At 65.7% G+C, this 19,733-nt stretch carries 17 protein-coding genes and 1 pseudogene; 6 read left to right on the top strand and 12 right to left on the bottom strand.

Features of this window, described 5'->3' with window-relative positions:
- Positions 1-11: 11 nt before the first annotated feature.
- Genes CIT39_RS20695 through CIT39_RS20685 form a run of 3 tightly spaced genes read right to left on the bottom strand, consistent with a single transcriptional unit; the run spans position 12 to position 3,135 of the window.
- Positions 12-998: a Bug family tripartite tricarboxylate transporter substrate binding protein gene (locus CIT39_RS20695; protein ID WP_094971921.1), complete on the bottom strand. Its 987-nt coding sequence runs from the start codon at positions 996-998 to the stop codon at positions 12-14.
- Between the two features lie 54 nt (positions 999-1,052).
- A complete protein-coding gene (locus tag CIT39_RS20690) occupies positions 1,053-2,249 on the bottom strand; it encodes a CaiB/BaiF CoA transferase family protein (protein WP_094971920.1) in 1,197 nt (398 codons plus the stop codon).
- Position 2,250: 1 nt separating this feature from the next.
- Positions 2,251-3,135, bottom strand: a complete 885-nt coding sequence (locus CIT39_RS20685; protein WP_094971919.1) for an IclR family transcriptional regulator — start codon at positions 3,133-3,135, stop codon at positions 2,251-2,253.
- Positions 3,136-3,347: 212 nt separating this feature from the next.
- Here CIT39_RS20685 and CIT39_RS20680 point away from each other — a divergent pair, with 212 nt between their 5' ends.
- Complete coding sequence (locus CIT39_RS20680; protein ID WP_094971918.1) at positions 3,348-4,190, top strand: hypothetical protein; 843 nt, start codon at positions 3,348-3,350, stop codon at positions 4,188-4,190.
- Between the two features lie 94 nt (positions 4,191-4,284).
- On the opposite strand, the gene CIT39_RS20675 is transcribed toward CIT39_RS20680, so the two are convergent.
- The 3 genes from CIT39_RS20675 to mhpA are packed head-to-tail and all read right to left on the bottom strand — an operon-like array spanning position 4,285 to position 7,915.
- Complete coding sequence (locus CIT39_RS20675; protein WP_094971917.1) at positions 4,285-5,496, bottom strand: ABC transporter substrate-binding protein; 1,212 nt, start codon at positions 5,494-5,496, stop codon at positions 4,285-4,287.
- A 43-nt stretch (positions 5,497-5,539) separates the two neighbouring features.
- Entirely contained in the window at positions 5,540-6,391 is an 852-nt protein-coding gene (locus CIT39_RS20670; protein WP_094971916.1) for a fumarylacetoacetate hydrolase family protein, read from the bottom strand.
- A 15-nt stretch (positions 6,392-6,406) separates the two neighbouring features.
- The gene (mhpA, locus tag CIT39_RS20665; RefSeq protein ID WP_094971915.1) at positions 6,407-7,915 is read right to left on the bottom strand and encodes a bifunctional 3-(3-hydroxy-phenyl)propionate/3-hydroxycinnamic acid hydroxylase MhpA; all 1,509 of its coding nucleotides are present in this window, start codon (positions 7,913-7,915) and stop codon (positions 6,407-6,409) included.
- Between the two features lie 204 nt (positions 7,916-8,119).
- Here mhpA and CIT39_RS20660 point away from each other — a divergent pair, with 204 nt between their 5' ends.
- Positions 8,120-9,268 (top strand): ABC transporter substrate-binding protein, encoded by a 1,149-nt coding sequence (locus CIT39_RS20660; RefSeq protein WP_094971914.1) that lies wholly within the window; start codon positions 8,120-8,122, stop codon positions 9,266-9,268.
- Positions 9,269-9,325: 57 nt separating this feature from the next.
- Positions 9,326-10,510 carry a cytochrome P450 gene (locus tag CIT39_RS20655; RefSeq protein WP_094971913.1) on the top strand — a complete coding sequence of 395 codons (1,185 nt, stop codon included), beginning with the start codon at positions 9,326-9,328 and terminating at the stop codon, positions 10,508-10,510.
- Between the two features lie 46 nt (positions 10,511-10,556).
- Here CIT39_RS20655 and CIT39_RS20650 read toward each other — a convergent pair whose 3' ends face one another.
- Entirely contained in the window at positions 10,557-11,348 is a 792-nt protein-coding gene (locus tag CIT39_RS20650) for a DNA-binding transcriptional regulator (protein ID WP_094971912.1), read from the bottom strand.
- A gap of 144 nt (positions 11,349-11,492) precedes the next feature.
- Between CIT39_RS20650 and CIT39_RS20645 the strand changes: the two genes are divergently transcribed.
- Complete coding sequence (locus CIT39_RS20645) at positions 11,493-12,476, top strand: VOC family protein (protein WP_162308598.1); 984 nt, start codon at positions 11,493-11,495, stop codon at positions 12,474-12,476.
- Between the two features lie 45 nt (positions 12,477-12,521).
- Positions 12,522-13,484, top strand: coding sequence for an MBL fold metallo-hydrolase (locus CIT39_RS20640; RefSeq protein WP_094971911.1), 963 nt, complete (start codon positions 12,522-12,524; stop codon positions 13,482-13,484).
- Positions 13,485-13,498: 14 nt separating this feature from the next.
- Here the strand turns inward: CIT39_RS20640 and CIT39_RS20635 are convergent, their stop codons facing one another.
- Positions 13,499-14,161, bottom strand: coding sequence for a response regulator (locus CIT39_RS20635; RefSeq protein ID WP_094971910.1), 663 nt, complete (start codon positions 14,159-14,161; stop codon positions 13,499-13,501).
- Positions 14,158-15,540 carry a sensor histidine kinase gene (locus CIT39_RS20630; RefSeq protein WP_094971909.1) on the bottom strand — a complete coding sequence of 461 codons (1,383 nt, stop codon included), beginning with the start codon at positions 15,538-15,540 and terminating at the stop codon, positions 14,158-14,160. Before CIT39_RS20630 ends, CIT39_RS20635 begins: the two co-directional genes overlap by 4 nt.
- Positions 15,541-15,733: 193 nt before the next feature.
- Between CIT39_RS20630 and CIT39_RS20625 the strand changes: the two genes are divergently transcribed.
- Positions 15,734-16,618, top strand: a complete 885-nt coding sequence (locus CIT39_RS20625; RefSeq protein WP_094971908.1) for a DUF3280 domain-containing protein — start codon at positions 15,734-15,736, stop codon at positions 16,616-16,618.
- On the opposite strand, the gene CIT39_RS20620 is transcribed toward CIT39_RS20625, so the two are convergent.
- The 3 genes and pseudogenes from CIT39_RS20620 to CIT39_RS20610 all read right to left on the bottom strand — a co-directional run bounded on the left by CIT39_RS20620 (position 16,608) and on the right by CIT39_RS20610 (position 19,638).
- Positions 16,608-17,639, bottom strand: a complete 1,032-nt coding sequence (locus CIT39_RS20620) for an L-idonate 5-dehydrogenase (RefSeq protein WP_094971907.1) — start codon at positions 17,637-17,639, stop codon at positions 16,608-16,610. The two genes, CIT39_RS20625 and CIT39_RS20620, sit on opposite strands and share 11 nt — an antisense overlap.
- Positions 17,640-17,659: 20 nt before the next feature.
- Positions 17,660-18,426 (bottom strand): annotated as a pseudogene (locus tag CIT39_RS20615) (SDR family oxidoreductase).
- 12 nt (positions 18,427-18,438) lie between these two features.
- On the bottom strand, positions 18,439-19,638 hold the full coding sequence (locus CIT39_RS20610) for a mandelate racemase/muconate lactonizing enzyme family protein (protein WP_094971905.1): 1,200 nt from the start codon (positions 19,636-19,638) through the stop codon (positions 18,439-18,441).
- Positions 19,639-19,733 lie beyond the last annotated feature (95 nt).

Genomic DNA, 19,733 nt, shown 5'->3' with positions numbered 1-19,733 from the left:
CTTCCCGATTGTCATTCGCCCTTGAGACCAGCATCGCGGATCAGCTTGGTCCATTTCTTGGTCTCGGCGTCGATGAACTGGCCGAACTCGGCCCCGGTGCCGGCACGCACTTCGAGGCCCTGGGCGGTCAGCTTGTCCTTGATCGCTGGCTCGGCGAGCGCGCGCAAAATCTCGGCCTGGAATTTGTCGACGATCGCGCGCGGCGTCGTGGCGGGCGCCATGAAGCCGTACCAGCCCGCGGCGGCCACGTTGGGAAAGCCCTGCTCGCGCAGGGTCAGGGCCTGCGGATAGAGCGCGCTGCGCTCGGCCGAGGCGACGCCGAGCACGGTGAACTTGCCGCTCTGGATATAGGGCAGGGCGGTCGGCAGCGCCGTCAGCGTGGCGTCGACGCGGCCGGCGAGCAGTTCGGTGTAGGAGGCGGCATCGCCCCGGAACGGGATGTTGAGACCCTTGACCCCGGCGTCGCGGAACAGCAGCTCTCCGGCGAGGTGCGGCTGCGAGCCGGCGCCGGGAGAGGCGAAGGTCAGCCCGTCCGGTTTCGACTTGCCATAGGCGATCAGCTCGGGGAGCGTCTTGAACGGCGCATCGGCGCTGATGATGAGGAACAGCGGCGCGACCACGACCATCGCGATCGGCTGCAGATCCTTGCGGTCATAGGTCAGCTTGCCGAACAGCGCCTCGGCGGTCGCGTAGGGGGCCGCGACGTAGAGAAGGGTGTAGCCGTCGCCCGGTGCATGGGCGACCATGTCGTTGGCGATGCGGGTGCCGGCACCCGGCTTGTTCTCGACGATGAACTGCTGGCGCAAGCTGCGGCCGAACTCTTCGGCCAGCAGGCGCAGCGAGATGTCGTTGGAGCCGCCGGGTCCATAGGGCGAGATCAGCCGTACCAGGCGCGTCGGCCATGCGTCTTCGGCCTGGGCCGTCAGGCTCGAGCCCGCGACCAGTCCGCCTGCGAGCGTGCCCAGCAGGGTTCTGCGTGTGACCTTGAATGATGTCACTGTCTTCTTCCTCCCTATTTTCTTGTCTGCTTTTTATTGGTCTTGTTGTTGTGCTCAGATCACCTTTCGCTCGGTGAGCCTTTCGACCTCTTGGTCGGAAAGGCCGAGCCAGTTGCGAAACACCTCGTCGTTGTCCTGGCCGACGTTGCCGGCGGCGTGGCGCATTTGCGCGGGATCATTGGTGAAACGCGGAACGACGTTGGCCATCGCAACCGTGCCGAAATCCCGGTCGGGGACGCGGGTGATGACCTCGCGCGCTTTCACCTGCGGGTCGTCGGCGATCTGGTCGATCGAATAGATCGGAGCGAGCGTGCCCTGCGCGGCATTGAATCGCGCGAGGACCATTTCGAGGGGATGGGCGGCACACCAGCCGGCGAAGATGCCGTTGAGCTCGGAAGCGTGCGCGACGCGCCGGTCGTTGCTGGCAAAGCGCGGGTCGGTGATCAGGTCGGGCCGTTCGATCGCCCGGCAGTTCGCGGCAAACAGCGCGTTGGTCGACCCTGCCAGCGTCACCCAGTGATCGTCGCTGGTGCGGAACACGGCGGCCGGCGCCGAATAGCCGTTGGCATTGCCGATCCGGCTGCGAACGGTGCCGAGCTGGTCGTGCTCGATGGCGAGGACGTCGAGCAGGCGGAAGGTCGCCTCCGTCAGCGAAAGGTCGATCTCCTCGCCGGGCGCATCGGGGTCGCGCGCCCGTTTCCACAGCGCTGCGAGCACGCCGACGGCGCCGAACAGGCCGCCGATCGAATCCCCGATCGGGTATCCCGGATGGGTCGGTTCGCCGTCGCTCTCGCCAGTGATGTAGGTGAGCCCGCCCATGGCCTCGAAGATGCGGGCAAAGCCGGGCCGCTCGCGATAGGGCCCGTCCTGCCCGAAGGCGGTGGCGCGCAGGATCACGAGGCGCGGCTGGATCGACCACAGTACCTCACTCGACAGGCCCCAGCGATCGAGCGTTCCCGGACGGAAATTCTCGATCAGCACGTCGAAGCGAGGAAGCAGCTGCTTGAACAGTGCAAGTCCGTCCGGCATGCGCAGATCGAGCGTGACGAACTTCTTGTTGCGATTGGCCGCCTTCCACCACAGCGGCTTGCCGTCCTTGAACGGCGGAAACGAGCGTACGCCGTCACCGTTCCCGGGCATCTCGATCTTGAGGACGTCGGCGCCGTAGTCGGCCAGCAGCGTCGCGGCAAAGGGCGCGGCGATGATGGTTGCGATATCGAGAACCTTCAAACCTTCGAGCGGACCAGCCATCTTATGCCCTGCCGCTCGTGATTTTCCTGGCCTTGCGCGGCGGCGCGAGCTCTGCCTGTCCGACGATGGCGCGGATGCTGTCGGCGAGCGCGGCGATGCGCGGACCGATCTCGGCCTCGAGCTGGCCCGGCTGGAGCCGGAAGGCGGGGATGCCGCAATTGATCGAGAACGACTGCCTCGATTCGCCCGCGTGAAACAGCGGCGCGGCAACGGCATGGATCGAGGCCATGTACTCGCCCCAGCAGGTGGCGAAGCCGCGGCTTTTGCATTGCGCGATGCCGGCCCGGTATTTGTCGCGAAACGCCGACCACAGCTCGCCGTCTTCGGCGGCGATGATCCGTTCGAGCCGCTCTGAATCGGCCGGCGGCAAGGTCGCTGCCGCGGCGCGTCCCATGGCGGTCATCACTACGGGAATCGGCATGCCGATGTCGGGCGCGTGCGGCCCGACGTCGCCGGAGCGCGCGGTCTCGACATAGATCATCGATGTCGCGTCGAGCAGGCCGATCGAGACCGTGCCGCGGACGCTGAGCGCCAGTTCCTGCATCATGGGCCGCGCCATCTGGCGGAATTGCATTCCGGCAAGCAGCGGATGGGCGATCCGCAGCGCCCGCGCACCGACGCGGTACTTGGCCCGCTCGGCGTCGTAGCGGAGGTAGCCGAGCTCGGCCAGCGTGTGGGTCAGCCGCGCCACCGTCGGCCGCGGGATGCCCGTCAGTGTCGACAGCTCCATGTTGCCCAGCAATGTGCTTCCGGCCTTGAACGCCTCGAGCACGACCAGCCCCTTTGCCAGCGTCGTGGCGAAGGCGGCGTCATCGACGCTTTCCGCCAGCACTGCGGCGGCGGAGGAGGGCGGATGTCGCGGTCTGGATAGATCTCTCGGGGCCATTCCCGAATATCAGACGGCGAAATTGGGTCTGTCCAATAAATTCGACAGAAATCAAAAAATTGTCCGATATGTGGACACCAATATCGCGTCGATATTTCCGTTGGAGGACGCGCCGAGCGGGCCCAACACACGGATTTTTGTCGTGATTGCATGTCTTCCTGTGACAAGATTATTACGACGACATGTCAGATCGATAATTTTCGGAGCGGTTCATGTTGCAGTGGCAGGCGCGGTCAAATCCCCTCGCGTGGTGGTGGGGATCCCTCACGCTCGTGAGCGGCGCCAACATCCTGGTGTGGTTCATGCTGTACCGCGAATTCTACCCGACGCCTGCGGGCAGCCTCAGCGGCGGCTCGGACATCGGGCTGATGTTGCTGCTGTGCGCCGGCTATGTATTCGGCTGCGCGTTCCGCTCGTTCCTGCCGCGCGCCGACGTGCAGCGCATCTGCCTGTTCGACACCTGGCTGTCGAGCGTCGTCGTCGGCCGCACCGTCGCGACCGTGGCCGAACTCTGCTTCGTCGCGCAATGGGCCATCATCCTGCATCAGCTCGGCAAGATGACGGGCGCGGAGACCGCGGTGAACATCGCGCTCGTGATCGTGCCCATCATCATCATCGCGGAGTGCTTCTCCTGGTACGCGGTGGTGACGACGAATTTTCTCTACAACGCGATCGAGAACTCGCTGTGGGCGGTGACTTTCTTCCTCGCGGGCCTCGCGCTGTGCCGCCTGATGCCGGAATTCCAGGGCGTGGTGCGCTGGGCGCTGATGTCGGGCATCGTCGGCATCGCCTGCTTCCTCGCCTTCCTCGTCACCGTCGACGTTCCCATGTATCTCAGCCGCTGGCGGGCCGGGCACGCCGAGGGCAACAGGTTCCTTGGCTTCCTCGAAGGCCTGCACGACGTCTCGACGCGCTGGGTGGTGACCCACGACATCGCCCATTGGAAGGGCGAGCTGACCTGGATGTTCCTGTATTTCAGCGCCGCGGTGTGGTCGAGCCTGGCGCTCTGCGCGCTCTATGCGATGCAAGGTTATGTGGTGCAGTATCTGGCCTGAGCGCTGAAGCACCGTTCCGACGGAATGGTGCTTCAGGTGTTAGTTTAACGCGTTTTCTTCACGCGAACCGGTATCTACTTCGCTTGAAAACGCTCTACTTCCCCACCAAACCGCACTTGCTGCGGTCGAGCGGACGGAAGGCCTGGTCGGGCGGGATCGTCGCGACCAGCTTGACGAAATCCCAGGGGCCTTTGGATTCCTCGGGCGTCTTGACCTGCACCAGGTAGAGGTCGTGCACCATGCGCTGGTCCTCGCGGATGTGGCCTTTGGGCGTGTAGGCATCCGACACCGGCGTCGCCTTCATCTTCGCCATCACGGCTGCGCTGTCGTCGGAATCGGTGTCCTTGATGGCTTGCAGATAATGGCGCACGGCGGAATAGACGCCGGCCTGGATCTGCGAGGGCATCGCCTTGCGACGCGCATAGAAGGCGTCGGAGAATTTCCGGGCGGCCGGCGAGACGTCCTCGAAGAACGAGGTGACGATGAGATCGCCGCGCGTCGCCTTCAGCCCGACCGCTGCGATATCGACGTTCTGGAACGACATCGGCACGATCTTCATGCCTTGCGCCGCGAGGCCGAATTCCTCCGCCTGCTTGATCGCGGTGGCATTGTCGCCGGCGACGTTGATCGCGAGGATCTTGGCGCCCGAGGACTGCGCCTGAAGCAGGAACGATGAATAGTCGGGGGTGCCGAGCTGCGCCTTGACGCTGCCTGCGACCTTGCCGCCGAGCTCGCCGATGCGCGCGCGTGCCGTCGCCTCGATCGAATGGCCGAAGGCATAATCACCGGTGATGAAGAACCACGGCTCCTTGCTGGTCTGCATGATGCCGGAGACGACGGCAGTCGCCGTGGAATAGGCGTCCTGGGTCCATTGCACGCTGGTCGGTGCACAGGCCTCGTCGGTGAGCTGGTTGGCACCGGCGCCGGAGACGAGGAATATCTTGCCGTTACCGCGCACCAGCTCCTGCACCGCGAGCGCGGCGCCGGAGCTGCCGCCGTCGGCGATGGCCTGCACACCCTCACTGAACCATTTGCGGGCGAGCGAGGCCGCAAGATCCGGCTTGTTCTGGTGATCGGCCTGCAGGATCTCGATCAGCTTGCCGTTGATCTTGCCGCCGAACTCCTCCGCGGCCATCCGCGCGGCCTCGACCGAGCCCGGGCCCATCGCGGTTGCGAACACACCGTTCATGTCGGTGAGCACGCCGATGCGGATGGCATCGCCCTTGATCTCGGCGCGCGCAGGCGGGCCTGCGAGCGCCAGCGTGACCAGCAGGGTGGCGGCGGATGTCGTGCGGAGGTTGGCCATGGCGTTTCCCGGTTTTGTCGTTTTTGATTGTTCGAGGATTTGGTCAGGCCGGTTCGGCGACGACCTTGTTGCGCAAGGTTCCGATGCCCGAGATTTCGACCTCGACGGTGTCGCCGGGACGCATCCACAGCGGCGGCGTGCGCTTGGCGCCGACGCCGCCCGGCGTGCCCGTCACGATGACGTCGCCGGGGACGAGCGGGCAGATCGTGGAGATGTAGGCGATCAGCTCGGGGATCGCGGTGATCAGGAGGTCGGTGGTGGTGTTCTGCACCACGGTGCCGTTGAGGCGCGTCTGCAAGCTGAGCTTGGAGGGATCGGGAATCTCGTCCGCCGTCACCAGCCACGGACCGAAGCTGCCGCTCTCCGCGAAGGTCTTGCCGGAGAGGAACTGGCTGGTGTGGCGTTGCCAGTCGCGGATGCTGCCCTCGTTGTAGCAGGAATAGCCGGCGATGTGATCGAGCGCGTGGCCGGCCGGGATGTGCCGGCCCTGCTTGCCGATCACCAGCGCGAGCTCGCCTTCATAATCGAAATCGTCGCTCACCCCAGGCTTCACGATCGGCTGGAGATGGCCGACCTGGCTGCAGGGAAAGCGCACGAACAGCGCCGGCTTCTCGGTGACGGTGCGTCCGGTCTCGGCGACGTGATCGCGGTAGTTCAGGCCGACGCAGATGATCTTGCCGGGATCGGGTATCACGGGGGCGAAGCTGATCTTGTCGAACGGATGGTCAGGCGCGGTGGATGCGACCAGCTTCGCCGCCTCGGCGAGGCGACCGGCTTCGAGCAGCTGCCGCAGCGAGGTGCAGGGCGCCATGCGCGCGCCGAGATCGACGACACCGTTGTCCTTGACGGCGCCGAAGGAGGCGCGGCCGTCGGCGATGAAAGAGAGCAGCTTCATGGGGTATCCTTCAGATCACGCCGCGGACGGCACAGGGTTGGGGGGAATGGCGGCGGCAGCGAGTCGTTCGAGCTCGATCTCGTTGCGGGCGGTGCCGCGGATGTAGCGGTCGGGACCAACCAGTGCGGCGATGATGCCGTGTTCGCGCAGCCAGTCGCCGATGCCCTTGGCATCGTCGACAGTGAGGATCTCGATTCCGGCCCGCGCCAGAGCGGGGCGCGACGGCAGGGCGACCGTGGTCTCGACGAGCAGCACGTGGCGGTAGCCGGTGCGGTCGTCGCTGCGCTCTCCATGGCCGAGCACGAATTGAGGAGCGAGATGGCGAGACAGCGGCAGATCCGCCAGCGCCAGCCCAGGGCCAAGCAGGGGCTTTTTCACCTCCAGTTTAGCCGGCGCATTCGGACGCGCTTCGCCCACGGCGAGGCCAGCCTCGATCGCCCTTGTGTTGATGATGCCGCCGAGCCGGATGGCGAGCTCGATGAACTCGCGCACATGCGGTTGACGTTCGCTCTGGTAGGTGTCGAGCAGATCGGGCGCGGTGCCGCCCTGAATGATTGCGGCGAGCTTCCAGGCGAGGTTGGCGGCATCGCGGATGCCGGCGCACATGCCCTGGCCGAGGAAGGGCGGGGTCTGGTGCGCAGAATCGCCGGCCAGCAGCAATCGGCCGCTGCGCCATTTTTGTGCGATCACCGAATGAAAGGTGTAGACCGCGGCGCGTTCGAGCGCGGCGTCATCAGGCGTGACCCAACGCGACAGCAGCTCCCACACCTTCGCCGGCTGGGCAACGTCCTGGGAATCCTCATGCGGTAGCACCGTGATCTCCCAGCGCCTCCGCGTTCCGGTGCCGCGCACGTAAGTCGCGGGCCGGGCGGGGTTGCAATGCTGGATGCTGTAGTCGCCAAGGTCCTCGCGCGCGCGCTTGAGCAGCACGTCGATCACGAGCCAGCGCTCGTGGAAGCCGAGATCGTCCATGCCGGAGCCGATGAAGCGGCGAACCAGGGAACGCGCGCCGTCGCAGCCGATGACATAGGCCGCGCGGACCTCGCACAGCTTGCCGTTGGAGAGATCCTCGTAGCGGACGCGCACGCCGTGCTCGTCCTGGTCGAGCGCGAAGACCTCGCAGCGGCTCTGCAAGGTGACGTGGGCAAAGCGGGCCAGGCCGCCGATCAGCACGTCCTCCAGGTCGGGCTGGTGAAAGCGGTAGCTGAGATTCCAGCCCATCGGCGTAGGGGTTTGCGGCCGCGACCAATCCAGCAGCATCTTGCCGTCGGCATCCAGAAACAGCATCCCGGGGCTGAGGATTGTCTGCGGCAGGATCGCCTCGGCGAGACCGATGGTCTGGAACACGCGCATGCATTCGTCGTCGAAATGCACGGCACGCGGCAAATGATAGGTCCGCGCCTCGCGCTCGAGCACCAGCGCGCGAACGCCGCAAAGACCGAGCAAATTGGCGAGCGTGGCGCCGACCGGCCCGCGGCCGACGATCACGACGTCATAATATTCAGGGGCGGATATATCTTGCATGGGGGTATCTCTTCGCCGAGCCGCGCCGCAGCATCAACGGCGCCGCGCCAAGTGTCCGCCCTGCGGACGAGGAGCTGCGAACAGACCCTGTCCGCCAGCCGGACATTTCGGCAATTAGGCTGTCTTGAACAGGTTCGGCCCGGCTACCTAACGGCAGGAAAAAAAGTGCAGGTTGTCGAATGAGGCAGCCGCGGAGGAACGACGATGCTGAAATACGCGGGAGCGGCCTGTCTTGCGATCCGACTGTTGGTGACGCCGGCGCTGGCAGCGGACATCAATGTTGGAATTCTGCTGTCTGCCACCGGCCCGGCCGCGGCGATCGGCAATGCCGAGCGCAACGGGACCAGCTTTGGCGCGACCGAAATTGCAGGACACAAGATCAACTATCTGTTTCTCGACGAAGCCTCGGACAGCACGGCGGCGGTCGCGGCGCTGCGGAAACTGTTCCAAGGCAGCCAGATCGACATCCTCGTCGGTCCGACCACGACGCCAGGGTCCTTTGCCGTGATTGATCCGGCGGTCGAATACCGCCTTCCTGTCATCACCCTGGCGCCCGTCAACGCGCTGGTCGCGCCGGTCGATGCGCGCAAGCGCTGGATATTCAAGACGACCACCAACGACGATCACGAAGCGACACCGTTGTTCGCCCACATGAAGAAGAACGGCGTCAAGACGCTCGCCCTGATCGGCTTCGGCGATTCCTACGGCGATGCCTGGAGCAAGGTCGGCGCGGACATGTCTGCGGCCAATGGCATCAAGCTGCTTGCCGACGAGAAATTTGCACGCACGGACACCACCGTCAGCGGGCAGGTGCTCAAGATCGTCGCCGCCAATCCCGACGCCGTTCTCATTGCAGCCTCCGGCGCGCCTGCGGCGCTGCCGTTGCTCCAGCTTCGCGAAAAGGGATATGAGGGCAAGGTGTACGGCACGCTCGGTGCGACCTTCGGCGATTTTCGTAAGCTGACCGGCGCTCAGGGCGACGGGATCTTCGTGCCGCTGAGCCCGGCGGTCGGGGCGGCCTCGTTGCCGGATGAGCATCCCGCCAAGCGGGCCGCATTGGAATTCATTCAGCGCTACGAGGCCAAGTTCGGCCCGGGAAGCCGCAACATCTTCGCGGGCTCCGCCTATGACGCGCTGCTCCTGATCGAGCGTGCCGTGCCCGCGGCGCTCAAGACGGGAGAACCCGGGACCGCCGAATTCCGGGAAGGACTCCGCAGTGCCATCGAAGAGCTCAAGGGCGTCGCGGGCTCGCGTGGCGTCTACAATTACGGAGCCAACGACCACACCGGCCTCGACCAGAGCGCGTTGACGCTCGGTCGGCTCGAGAAGGGCGAATGGGTGGCGGTGCACTGAGGCATGCCCGGAGGCGTGCCCCGAGGCATGCTCTTGGCTGATCAGGGAGGATAGAGGATGCCGGCCGTTCCCGGACAACCGGTCTATGACGTCGATCTCTACAGCGATGAGGTCTTGCATGACCCATATCCGCATTATCGCGCCCTGCGCGAACTGGGCGCCGTGGTCTGGTTGCCCCGAAACGGGCTCCATGTGGTCGCCCGCTTCGACGACGTCCGAGCAGCGTTGCGGAACCCGTCCGTGTTCTCGTCGGCCCAGGGGGTTGCGGCGAACGATCATGTCAACGAGATCTCGCGCGGCACGACGCTGGCGAGCGATGCGCCTCTGCATGACCGGTTGCGTGCCATCATCGCGGCGCCCTTGCTGCCGCGGGCCCTGGAGGACATCGCGCCGCAGATCAGGGCGGAGGCCGGTCTGCTGATCGACGATCTCGTCGCCCGCGGCGCGTTCGATGCGGTCACCGATCTGGCTCAGCACCTGCCCCTGACGATCGTCTCGAAACTCGTCGGTCTGGAGGATTACGGCCGCAGCAGCATGTTGCGATGGGCTGCGGCGACCTTCAATGTGCTGGGCGGGATGAACGATAGAGCGTGCGCGGCGCTCGAGGACGTTCACGATATGCGCGCCTATCTCGGCGGAGAGGAGATCAGGACCCGTCTGCGGCCCGGCAGCTGGGGCGACCGGATATTTGCAGCGGCGGATCGGGGCGAGGTCGAAGCTGAACGCTGTCCGGTCCTGATGCGGGATTATCTCGGACCAAGTCTGGATACGACCATCTTCGCAACGGCCAACCTCATCCTGCTGTTCGGCCGCCATCCCGCCCAATGGGATCTCGTCCGAAACGATCCGGCCCTGATCCCCAACGCGATCAACGAGGCATTGCGGCTGGAATCGCCGGTCCGCGGGTTCACACGGCACCTCGTGGCCGATGCGACGATTGGCGATGTGACCATCCCGCGCGACAGCCGGCTACTGCTGCTCTACGCGTCAGCCAATCGCGACGAGCGAAAATGGCGGGATCCCGAGCAGTTCGACGTGAAGCGCCGTGCCAACGATCATCTCGGATTCGGCAACGGCACGCACATGTGCGCAGGCCTGCACCTGGCCCGGCTGGAGATGACGGCGCTGCTGGAGGTTCTCGTGGAACGCGTCGCCGGTTTCCGGATTGGCGAACCCGTGCTCGCGATGAACAACGTGTTGCGCGGCCTGGCGTCTCTACCGGTCCAGGTCGTGCGCGCGTAGCCGACGCCGGGCGCGATTGTCGACCCCTGCCAAGTGAGGCACCAATTCAGCTCCCCACGTCGATGGTTGCCGCGGCGCTGCGTATCGGCTCGACAAAGGTGGCGACGGCCTCCTCGATTCCCAATGCCGAACGGATCCAGATGATGGAGATGCAGCCGAACACGGCATCGTTGCGCACGATGGGCACGGCGATCGAAGCCGTCTTGGGATTGAATTCGCCCTCGCTGCGGATCGCATAGCCGCGGGCCTGCGTCTCGGCGATCATGCGGTCGAGGCGGGCTTCGTCGAGAAAGGGGCGGTCGTCGGCCTCGTCGATGCGGCGCAAATGATTGAGGATCAGTTCGCGCTCGCGGGCGGGGCAGGCGGCGAGATAGGCGCGGCCCGCGGAGGTCCGCAGCATCGGCAGGCGCTTGCCGATCATGCCGCGGTCGATCGAGAGCGGGCTGCGTGAATGCGTGGTCTCTTGCACGACCATCGCCGCGTTCTCGTACGTGGAGAGATCGACCGGCCAGACCAGGGTCCTGCTGAGCTCGGCGAGATAGGGCGCCGCCGCCTGGCAGATCACCACGCCGGGATCGTAGCCGTCGCCGAGGCTCAGCGCGCGCCGGGTGACGCGAAAGCGGTCGTCGCTGGCACTGCGGGCGATATAGCCAAGTTCCTCCAGCGTTTCGAGCAGGCGGTAGACGGTGGGGCGGGGCAGGTCGAGTGCGCGGGCGACGTCGCCGGCACGGATGCCCCCCGAGCGGTTGACCTCCCGCAGCACGTCAAGCCCGCGCTTGAAGGCGCGGACGCCTTCCGACTGCCGGGGGACAGCCTTGTCCGTCCGCTCCTTGGACACTTCGCATTTCCTCCCTTGTGGCGCACAGTCTCGCGATTATCGTTGCGAACGCGAAGCGATTGCGGAACGCCACGTTAAGATCGTGGGCGGCCGGTATCAAGTTCGCCGCATTGCGGCACACGCGATGCTTTCGGGAGAAATTCGATGGAAATCACCGCGCTCGGTTATATCGGGATCAACTCATCGCAGCTCGACCAGTGGGGTCGGATGGCGACAGGGCTGCTCGGCATGCAACAGGTCGATCGCGGCGGCAAGATGCGCGCCTTCCGCATGGACGATCGCAAGCAGCGGCTGATCGTCGACGGCAACAGCGACGCGGGCCTTGCGGTGATGGGCTGGGAAGTTCCGTCCTTGACCGCCCTGGACCAACTGGCCGCGCGGCTGGAAAGTCATGGCGTCAAGGTGACGCGCGGCTCGCGCGCGCTTGCCGACGAGCGGCATGTCGCCGAGCTGATCGCGTTTGCCGATCCCGCCGGCAACCGGCTCGAGGCCTTCTGCAAGCCGGAGCTTGCGAGCGAGCCGTTCAAGCCGGGCCGGCCCATCTCGGGATTTCGCACCGGCGCGCTCGGCATGGGGCATGTCGTGCTCAATGTGGAGGATGTCGAGCCGCTGTTGCCGTTCTACCGCGACGTGCTCGGCTTCCACGTCTCGGATTTCGGATTGAAGCCCTATGGGCTGTATTTCTTCCACGTCAACGGCCGCCACCACAGCTTTGCGATGGTCGGCTCGGGGCGCAAGGCAATGCATCACTTCATGGTCGAGCTCGGCAGCCTCGACGATGTTGGCCAAGGCTACGACCTCGCGCAGCTGGACGAGGGCCGTATCGCCTATACGCTGGGCCGGCACACCAACGACCACATGACCTCGTTCTACGTGAACACCCCCTCAGGCTTCTTCATCGAGTATGGCTGGGGCGCGCGCGTGATCGATCCCGAGACCTGGCAGCCGCATGAGACGTTCGATGGGCCGTCGCTGTGGGGTCACGAGCGGCTTCATATGCCGGAAGAGCAGCGCAAGCGCCTGCGTGACATGCGGCTCGATGCAGCAGCGCGCGGCGTGCGCGTCGCCGATCCCCGCGTGCCGCCACTCAACTGCGCGTGGCTGGACCAGGTGATCGCGCGCGAATGATCCGCGGCCGCACGGCAATGATCTGACATCGAAGGAAAGAAAGACATGCTCACAACCCTCGTGAGGGCAGGCCTCGTGCTGCTCGCGTTCAGTACCCCGACTTTGGCCGAACCGATGAAGGTCACGCTGCTCGGCACCGGCGTGCCGACGCCCCGGCCGACGAGCTTCAGTGCGTCGACATTGGTGGAGGCGGGGAGCGAGAAGCTGCTGTTTGATCTTGGCCGCGGCTCGACCATGCAGCTCTACAAGCTGAAGATCCCGCTCGGCGCGATCACCGCCAATTTCATCACCCATCTGCATTCCGACCACCTCGTCGGCCTTCCCGACATGTGGTTGACCGGCTGGCTCGCCACGCCCTGGGCGTCCCGCAAGGGACCGATGAAGCTCTACGGACCCAAGGGCACCGTTGCGATGACGGAGAACCTGACGAAGGCCTTTGCGGACGACATCCGCATTCGTATCGATGACGAGCACCTCGATCCCGTCGGGATCACATTTGCCGCAAAGGATATCGAGGCCGGGACCGTCTACGACAGCAACGGCGTCAAGGTCACCGCGATCGAGGTCAATCACGGCGAGAAGATCAAGCCGTCGTTCGGTTACGTCGTCGAATATGGCGGCCACAAGGTCGTGCTGTCGGGCGACACCAAATATGACGAGCGGATCGCGAAGGCGGCCGAAGGCGCCGATCTGCTGATCCACGAGGTCGCGGTGATCGAGCCGGAGCTGTTGGTCAAAAATCCTGTCTACAAGGACATTCAGGCGCACCACACCTCGCCCGAGGAGGCCGGCCGGATCTTTGCGACCGCGAGGCCGAAACTCGCCGTTTACTCCCACATCGTGTTCGGAACGGTGAAGCCTGCGCCCGACATTCCGGAAGAGCCGCTGATCCTGCGCACACGCGCGACTTATAAAGGACCTCTGCTCGTCGGCCGTGACATGATGTCGTTCAGGATCGGCGATATGGTTGAGGCATTTGCGCCTGACGGAACGAATCTTGCGCCTTAACGGCAGGTGCGCGATCAGGCCTCGCCGAGATCGGGCTCCGTCAACAGTCCCTGGCGCAACGCGAGGCGGACCAGCTCGATGTCGGAGCCGACGCCGAGCTTGTCCTTGATCAGGGAATGCAGGTTCGCCACCGTCTTCGGGCTGACGTGCAGCGTCTCCGCAATCTCGTCGGTGGTCTTCTCGGCGAGCAGCAGCCGCAGCACCTCGAACTCGCGGGCGGTGAGGACGTCGGCGGCCGAGCTTTCGCCGCCGAGCCGGCTCAGCGCCAGCTCGTGGTCGATGTCGGGGCTGATGGCGATCTTGCCGGCGAGCACGTCCATCACGGCCCGCACCAGCGTTTCCGGCGGGCTGGTCTTGGTGACGTAACCCCTGGCGCCGGCGCGGATCGCCTGCACGGCGAAGCCCGCATTCTGATGCATGGTGAAGATGAGGATCCTTGCGCCCTTGTCCCACTGCCGGATCCGCCTGACGGCCTCGATGCCGCCGATGCCGGGCATGCTCAAATCCATGATGACGAGGTCGGGTGCCTCGGATTTGTACAGACGATAGGCCTCCTCGCCGTCGGCGGCTTCGGCGATGACGCGCAGGCCCGGCTGCTTCTGCAGCACGGAGCGATAGCCCTCGCGGACCACGGAATGGTCGTCGACCAGCAGGATAGAGGCATCGGCCGCGCTCATGCCGCTTGCCCCAGCGGGTGTCGCTCGGCAGCGGTGAGCGGAATGACGACGCGCAGCGCCGAGCCGCCGTTGGCGCCGACTTCGAAGCTCATCCGGCCGCGCAAGGCCGCCACGCGCTCGCGCATGCCGAGCAGGCCCATGCCGGATTTGCTGGAGGCATCGTTCGGCCGGCCGTCGTCGTCGATGGCAAGCGCGATCTCGTTTGCCGCCATCGTCAGATGCAGGTCGACCTTGGTGGCGCCGGCATGCTTGGCGGCGTTGGTGAGCGCCTCCTGGACGATGCGGTATAGGTTGGCGCTGATGGCGGCGGGCAGGGTCTCGAACGCGCCGTCGAATCGAATCGAAAAGCGCGTCTCGCCGCGGCTGCGTCCGTTCCAGCCCGCGACGAGGCCTTCCAGGCTCGCAACCAGCCCGAGCTCCTCGACGTCGGGCGGGCGCAGCCGGAACAGTGTGCCGCGCAGCGTCTCCATCATGCCGGTCGCTGTCCGCGCGATACCGTCGCACTCGGAAAGCAAAGCGGGGCAGTCCTGCACCGCGGTCTGGCGGGCGGAGGAGGCCAGCGCGCGGATGGCGGCGAGCGACTGGCCGAACTCGTCGTGAAGCTCGCGCGCCAGATGGCGGCGCTCGTCGTCCTGCAGCGCGATCAGCTTGCGCGTCAGCTCGCTGCGTTCGGCGAGCGCATTGTCGAGGCTTTCGGCGAGATGGTTGAAGCCGTCGCGGATCGCGGAGAGTTCGGCGAGATCGAACGGCGGCAGCCGCGCCGAGAGGTCGTTGGCGGCGATCCGCTCGAGGCCGGTGCGGATCAGACGAGTCGGCCGCAGCGCGCGCGCCAGCGCGGCGTAGACCAGCAAGCACAACAGCGGCAGCGCGATCGCAAGCGCAATCATCAGCCGGCCGGCCTCGTGCCAGGCCTCCGCCGTCTGCACCGCCGGATCGACCGAGACCACGGTCTCGCCAAGCCTGGTTCCGCGTACGATCACAGGCCGTGTCGCTTCGCGGCCGGGATCGAACAGGCTGCGATAGAAGGCCGCGAAGACCTGCGGCGACGGGCTCGCCGGGGCAGGCGCACCGCTGCAGAACCGCTGCAGCATCTCGCCGCTCGGGCCACGAAATGCCAGACAGAGGCCGGGCGTCATCACATAGGCCGCGACGGGATCGAGGTTGGGAAAGTCGCGCGGGCTCGCCGCCCACTGGATCTTGCCCTGTTGCAGCTCCAGCGACTTCGCCACGATCGCCGCGATGCTATCGATGCGCGCATGAGCCTCGCGATCGGCCGTGATCAGGAAATAGGCGGAGATTGCGGCGAAGCAGGCGGCCGATATCGCGGCCACGCGCAACGTCAAGCGGACCTTGAGGTCGAATCTCGGGCGGTTCCACATCGGGCGGGCACCTTGCGCGAACGGGTTTGTCGCCGCCGCATTAAACGGCAGAACGCCGGCCTCGGATAGCGCCAGGCTTTACTGCAGTGCAATGGCGTGAAATTTTCCCGGCGCTCGCCGGGATGCTCCCCGTTGCCAGGCCGAGGGCGGCCGCCGAGATTTGCGCACTGCTCCATCTCGCGAGGCACCGCGCATGCCCTTCTCCCGGCTGGCTCTCTCGGCTGTTCTCCTGGTGGTCCTGTCCTGCTCGCCGGCTGCGGCCGAGGCGGCTATCGGCGTCGCCATGGACGATTTCAGCTATACCGATACGTCGGCCGAGCCGGCCAATCAGACCGCAGCCCATGAGCGGCGGCTATCGGCATTCATGGCCGCGCTCAGGCGGGACATCGGGGAGGGCGGGCGCTATCGGCTGGTGCCCTCGGCAAAGGACGGCGCCGCGTTCAAGGTCGTCGGTGGCATCCAGAAGACGAGCACGCTGGTGCAGTGGGCCAAGGTCGCGGTGATCGACGTCGGCACCAGGAAGCTCGTGATGGACAAGCTCTACACGTTCCGCGGCGACAACGACGAATCCTGGGAGCGCGCGGAGATATTCGTCTCCCGCGAGGTCATGGCGGCGCTTGCGACGCCCGCGCCCGTGACGTTGGCAGTGTTCGAGTTCGAGCTCGAGGATACGACCGCGGCCTCGGTGGGCGCGTTAGCCGCGTCGGACGCATCATACCTCGCCGAGGTCACCGGCGGCGTGCGTGAGGCGCTCGGCCATTCCGGCCGTTACCGGATCGTCGATGTTGGCCGGGAGGCGGCGACGGCGGGCGCGCTGCGTGACTGCGGCGGATGCGAGGCTGCGATTGCGAAAGGACTCGGTGCTGATCAGTCACTGATCGGCGTGGTGCGCCGCGTCAGCCGCACCGAATACACGCTCGGCTTCCAGGTTCGTGATGCCAGCACCGGCGCGGTGCTGGCGCGCGGCGACAGCGGCTTGCGCCTTGGCGCGGACTATTCCTGGAAGCGCGGCGCTGTGCGGCTGGTCAAGGACCGGCTGGTCGAGAGCCAGCAGGCCACCGACGCCGCTAGAAGGTAAGCTGGACCTTCATCGATTGCGAGCGGTCGCTGGCGAGCTCGAAGGCGGCGACCGCGTTCTCGAACGGCATGGTCGCCGTGATCAGCGGCTTGACGTCGATCAGGCCTTCGCCCATCAGCCGCACCGCTAGCTCGAACTCGGGATCGAAGCGGAAGGTGCCGCGCAGCTGCAATTCCTTGGCGACGATGGTGTTGATCGGCAGCGTCATCTCGCCGCCGAGGCCGAGCTGCACCAGCGTCGCGCCGGGCCTGAGCACGTCGAGAGCTGTGCGCAGCGCGGCCTGATTGCCGGAAGCTTCGAACAGCGTGTCGAACACGCCCTTGCCGGCGCGCCAGGGATCGAGCGCATTGGCGTTCGTCGCGACGTTGATGGCGTGCGTCGCGCCGAGCTTTTTGGCGACGGCCAGTGGCGCGTCGGCCACGTCAGTCACCACGATCTCGGCCGCACCGCCGAAGCGCGAGACCAAAATCATCAGCGCGCCGATCGGGCCGCAACCGGTGATCAGCACGCGCTTGCCGAGCAGGGGACCGGCCTGCCTGCCGGCATGCAGGCACACCGCGAGCGGTTCGGCGACCGCAGCCTCCGCCAGCGAGAGCTTGTCCGCAATCGGTACGGCTTGCGTGGCATCGACGGTGATGAACTCGCGGAAGCCGCCCTGCACATGGGGAAAACGCATCGCGCTGCCGAGGAAGCGCATGTCCAGGCACTGGTTGCGCATGCCTTCCTGGCAATGCAGGCACGCCCCGCAAGGCCTGCTCGGATTGACCGCAACGCGCGTGCCTGATTTCACGCCTGTGACGCCGTCGCCGACGGCCGCCACGACGCCGGCGATCTCGTGCCCCAGCGCCATCGGCTGCTGGATGCGCACGACGCCGAAACCACCGTGGTGGTAGTAGTGCAAATCGGAGCCGCAGATGCCGCCATTGGCGATCTTGACGCGGACCTCGCCTGGGCCGGGGGCCGGATCGGGGTAGTTGTCGATCCGCAGATCCTTCGGGGCGTGGATGACGACGGCGCGCATGGCTTGCTCCCTGTTTGCGATCACATCGCGGCGATCATGCCGCCATCGACATAGATGATCTGGCCGTTGACATAGGTCGAGGCGTCCGACGCCAGGAAGATTGCCGCGCCCACCAGCTCGTCCGGCTTGCCCCAGCGCTTGCTGGGGATGCGGCCCATCAGCCAATTGTTGAAATCGGTGTTGTTGACCAGCGCCTCGTTCATGTCGGTGAGCATGTAGCCGGGGCCGATCGCATTGGCCTGGATGCCGTGCTGGGCCCATTCCACCGCCATCGAGCGGGTCAGGTTCTTGATACCGCCTTTTGCCGCCGTGTAGGGCGCGATGGTGGGACGCGCAAGCTCGCTGCCGAGCGAGCCGATATTGATGATCTTGCCGTGCTTGCGCGGGATCATGCGCTTGCCGGCCTCGCGGCCGATCACGAAAGCGCTGGTGAGGTCGGTCTCGATCACCTTGCGCCATTCGTCGGTGGTGAACTCGACCAGCGGCTTGCGGTGCTGAATGCCGGCGTTGTTGACGAGAATGTCGACCTCGATTCCTTCGCGGTCGAAGCGCTCGAAGGCGGCGACGATGGCGGGCTCGTCGGTGACGTCAAAGGCTGCGCCTTCGGCCAGATGACCGAAGGCACGGAACTCGGCGACGGCTTGCTCGACGCGCTTGGGATCGACGCCGTTGACGATGATTTTGGCGCCGGCCTTGGCCATGCCTTCGGCGATGGCGCGGCCGAGTCCGCGGAGGAGCCGGTCACGAGGGCGGTGCGGCCGGACAGGTCGAACAAGGCGGTGCTCATCTCGAGAAATCCTCAGACGTTGGAACGGCGCACGGTCAGATCGGAGCGGTCGAATACCGCGGGCAGAAGGTCGACGCCGAGGCCGGGTCCTTCCATCGGATAGACGAAGCCGTCCTTGATCGTCGGCATCGTGGTGACGAGCTCATTGTACCAGCCTTTGTAGAAGGCGCGCACCGATTCCTGGATCAGCGTGTTGGGCTGGCTGAACGACATGTGGATGGCGGCGATGAAGCCGATCGGGCCGATGCAATCGTGCGGCGCGAAGGGCCGGTGATAGGTCTCGGCCATCGCCGCGATCTTGCGCCCCTCGGTGAGGCCGCCGGTCCAGCACAGATCCGCCATCACCACGTGCATGGCGTCGCGGTCGAGCATGTCCTTGTAGGGGAAGCGCGAGCCCAGCGTCTCGCTGGCGCAGACCCAGACGTCGGTCGAACGTGCATATTCGGCCAGCGCCTGCGGCGAGTTCATCCGGATCGGGTCTTCGTACCAGGTCGGCTTGTAGGGCTCGAGCGCGCGCGCGATCTGCTTGGCGGTCGGCAGGTTCCAGAGCGAGTGGAGCTCGACCATGATCTCCATCTTGTCGCCGACCGCCTTGCGGATCTTCTCGAACGGCTCGATCGCGTGCTTCATCTGTGCGGCGGTGATGTAGAGGCCCTTGTTCTCCTGCGCCGCCGGATCGAACGGCCAGATCTTCATCGCGGAGATGCCGCTTTCCAGCAGGCTTTCGGCGAGTGCATCGGCGCGGTTCATGAAGCCGTCGAGATCCTCGTACGGTCCCTTGTTGCCACCGAGATTCCAGTTCGCGACCGGGCTGATATTGGTCGAGCGCACGTATTGCGTGCCGGCGCAGGTGTTGTAGATGCGCTGCTTGTCGCGGCAGAGGCCGCCGAGCATCTGGTGCACCGGCTGATTGCAGACCTTGCCGAACAGATCCCACAGCGCGATGTCGATCGCGGACGCCGCGCGATATTCGACGCCGGTGGAGGACTGTGCCATCGGCAGGTTCAGCATGTCGCGGTGGATGGCTTCGATGTGCAGGGGATTGCGGCCGAGCAGGCGGCCGGCAAATGTGTCGTGGATCTGCGCCTCGACCGCGCCCGCGCCGTAGAAGGTCTCCCCGAGACCGATCATGCCCGTGTCGGTGTGAACGCGCACCCAGATGACGTTGGAGAATTCCTCGGTACGCAGCGTCTCGATCGACGTGATCTTCACGGCAATTCCCTCCCGTCACAGGCGCCTCGCACCCGTCGTCTCATTTTGCGCTGCAACATGTTGCAGAACGCGCCGACGTCTTACCGCTGCTTGTA

The organism is Bradyrhizobium symbiodeficiens, assembly GCF_002266465.3.
In the GTDB taxonomy this organism is placed as follows: Bacteria; Pseudomonadota; Alphaproteobacteria; order Rhizobiales; family Xanthobacteraceae; genus Bradyrhizobium; species Bradyrhizobium symbiodeficiens.
The sequence above is the reverse complement of the archived record's forward strand: the minus strand, read 5'-3'. Positions and strand labels throughout refer to the sequence as shown.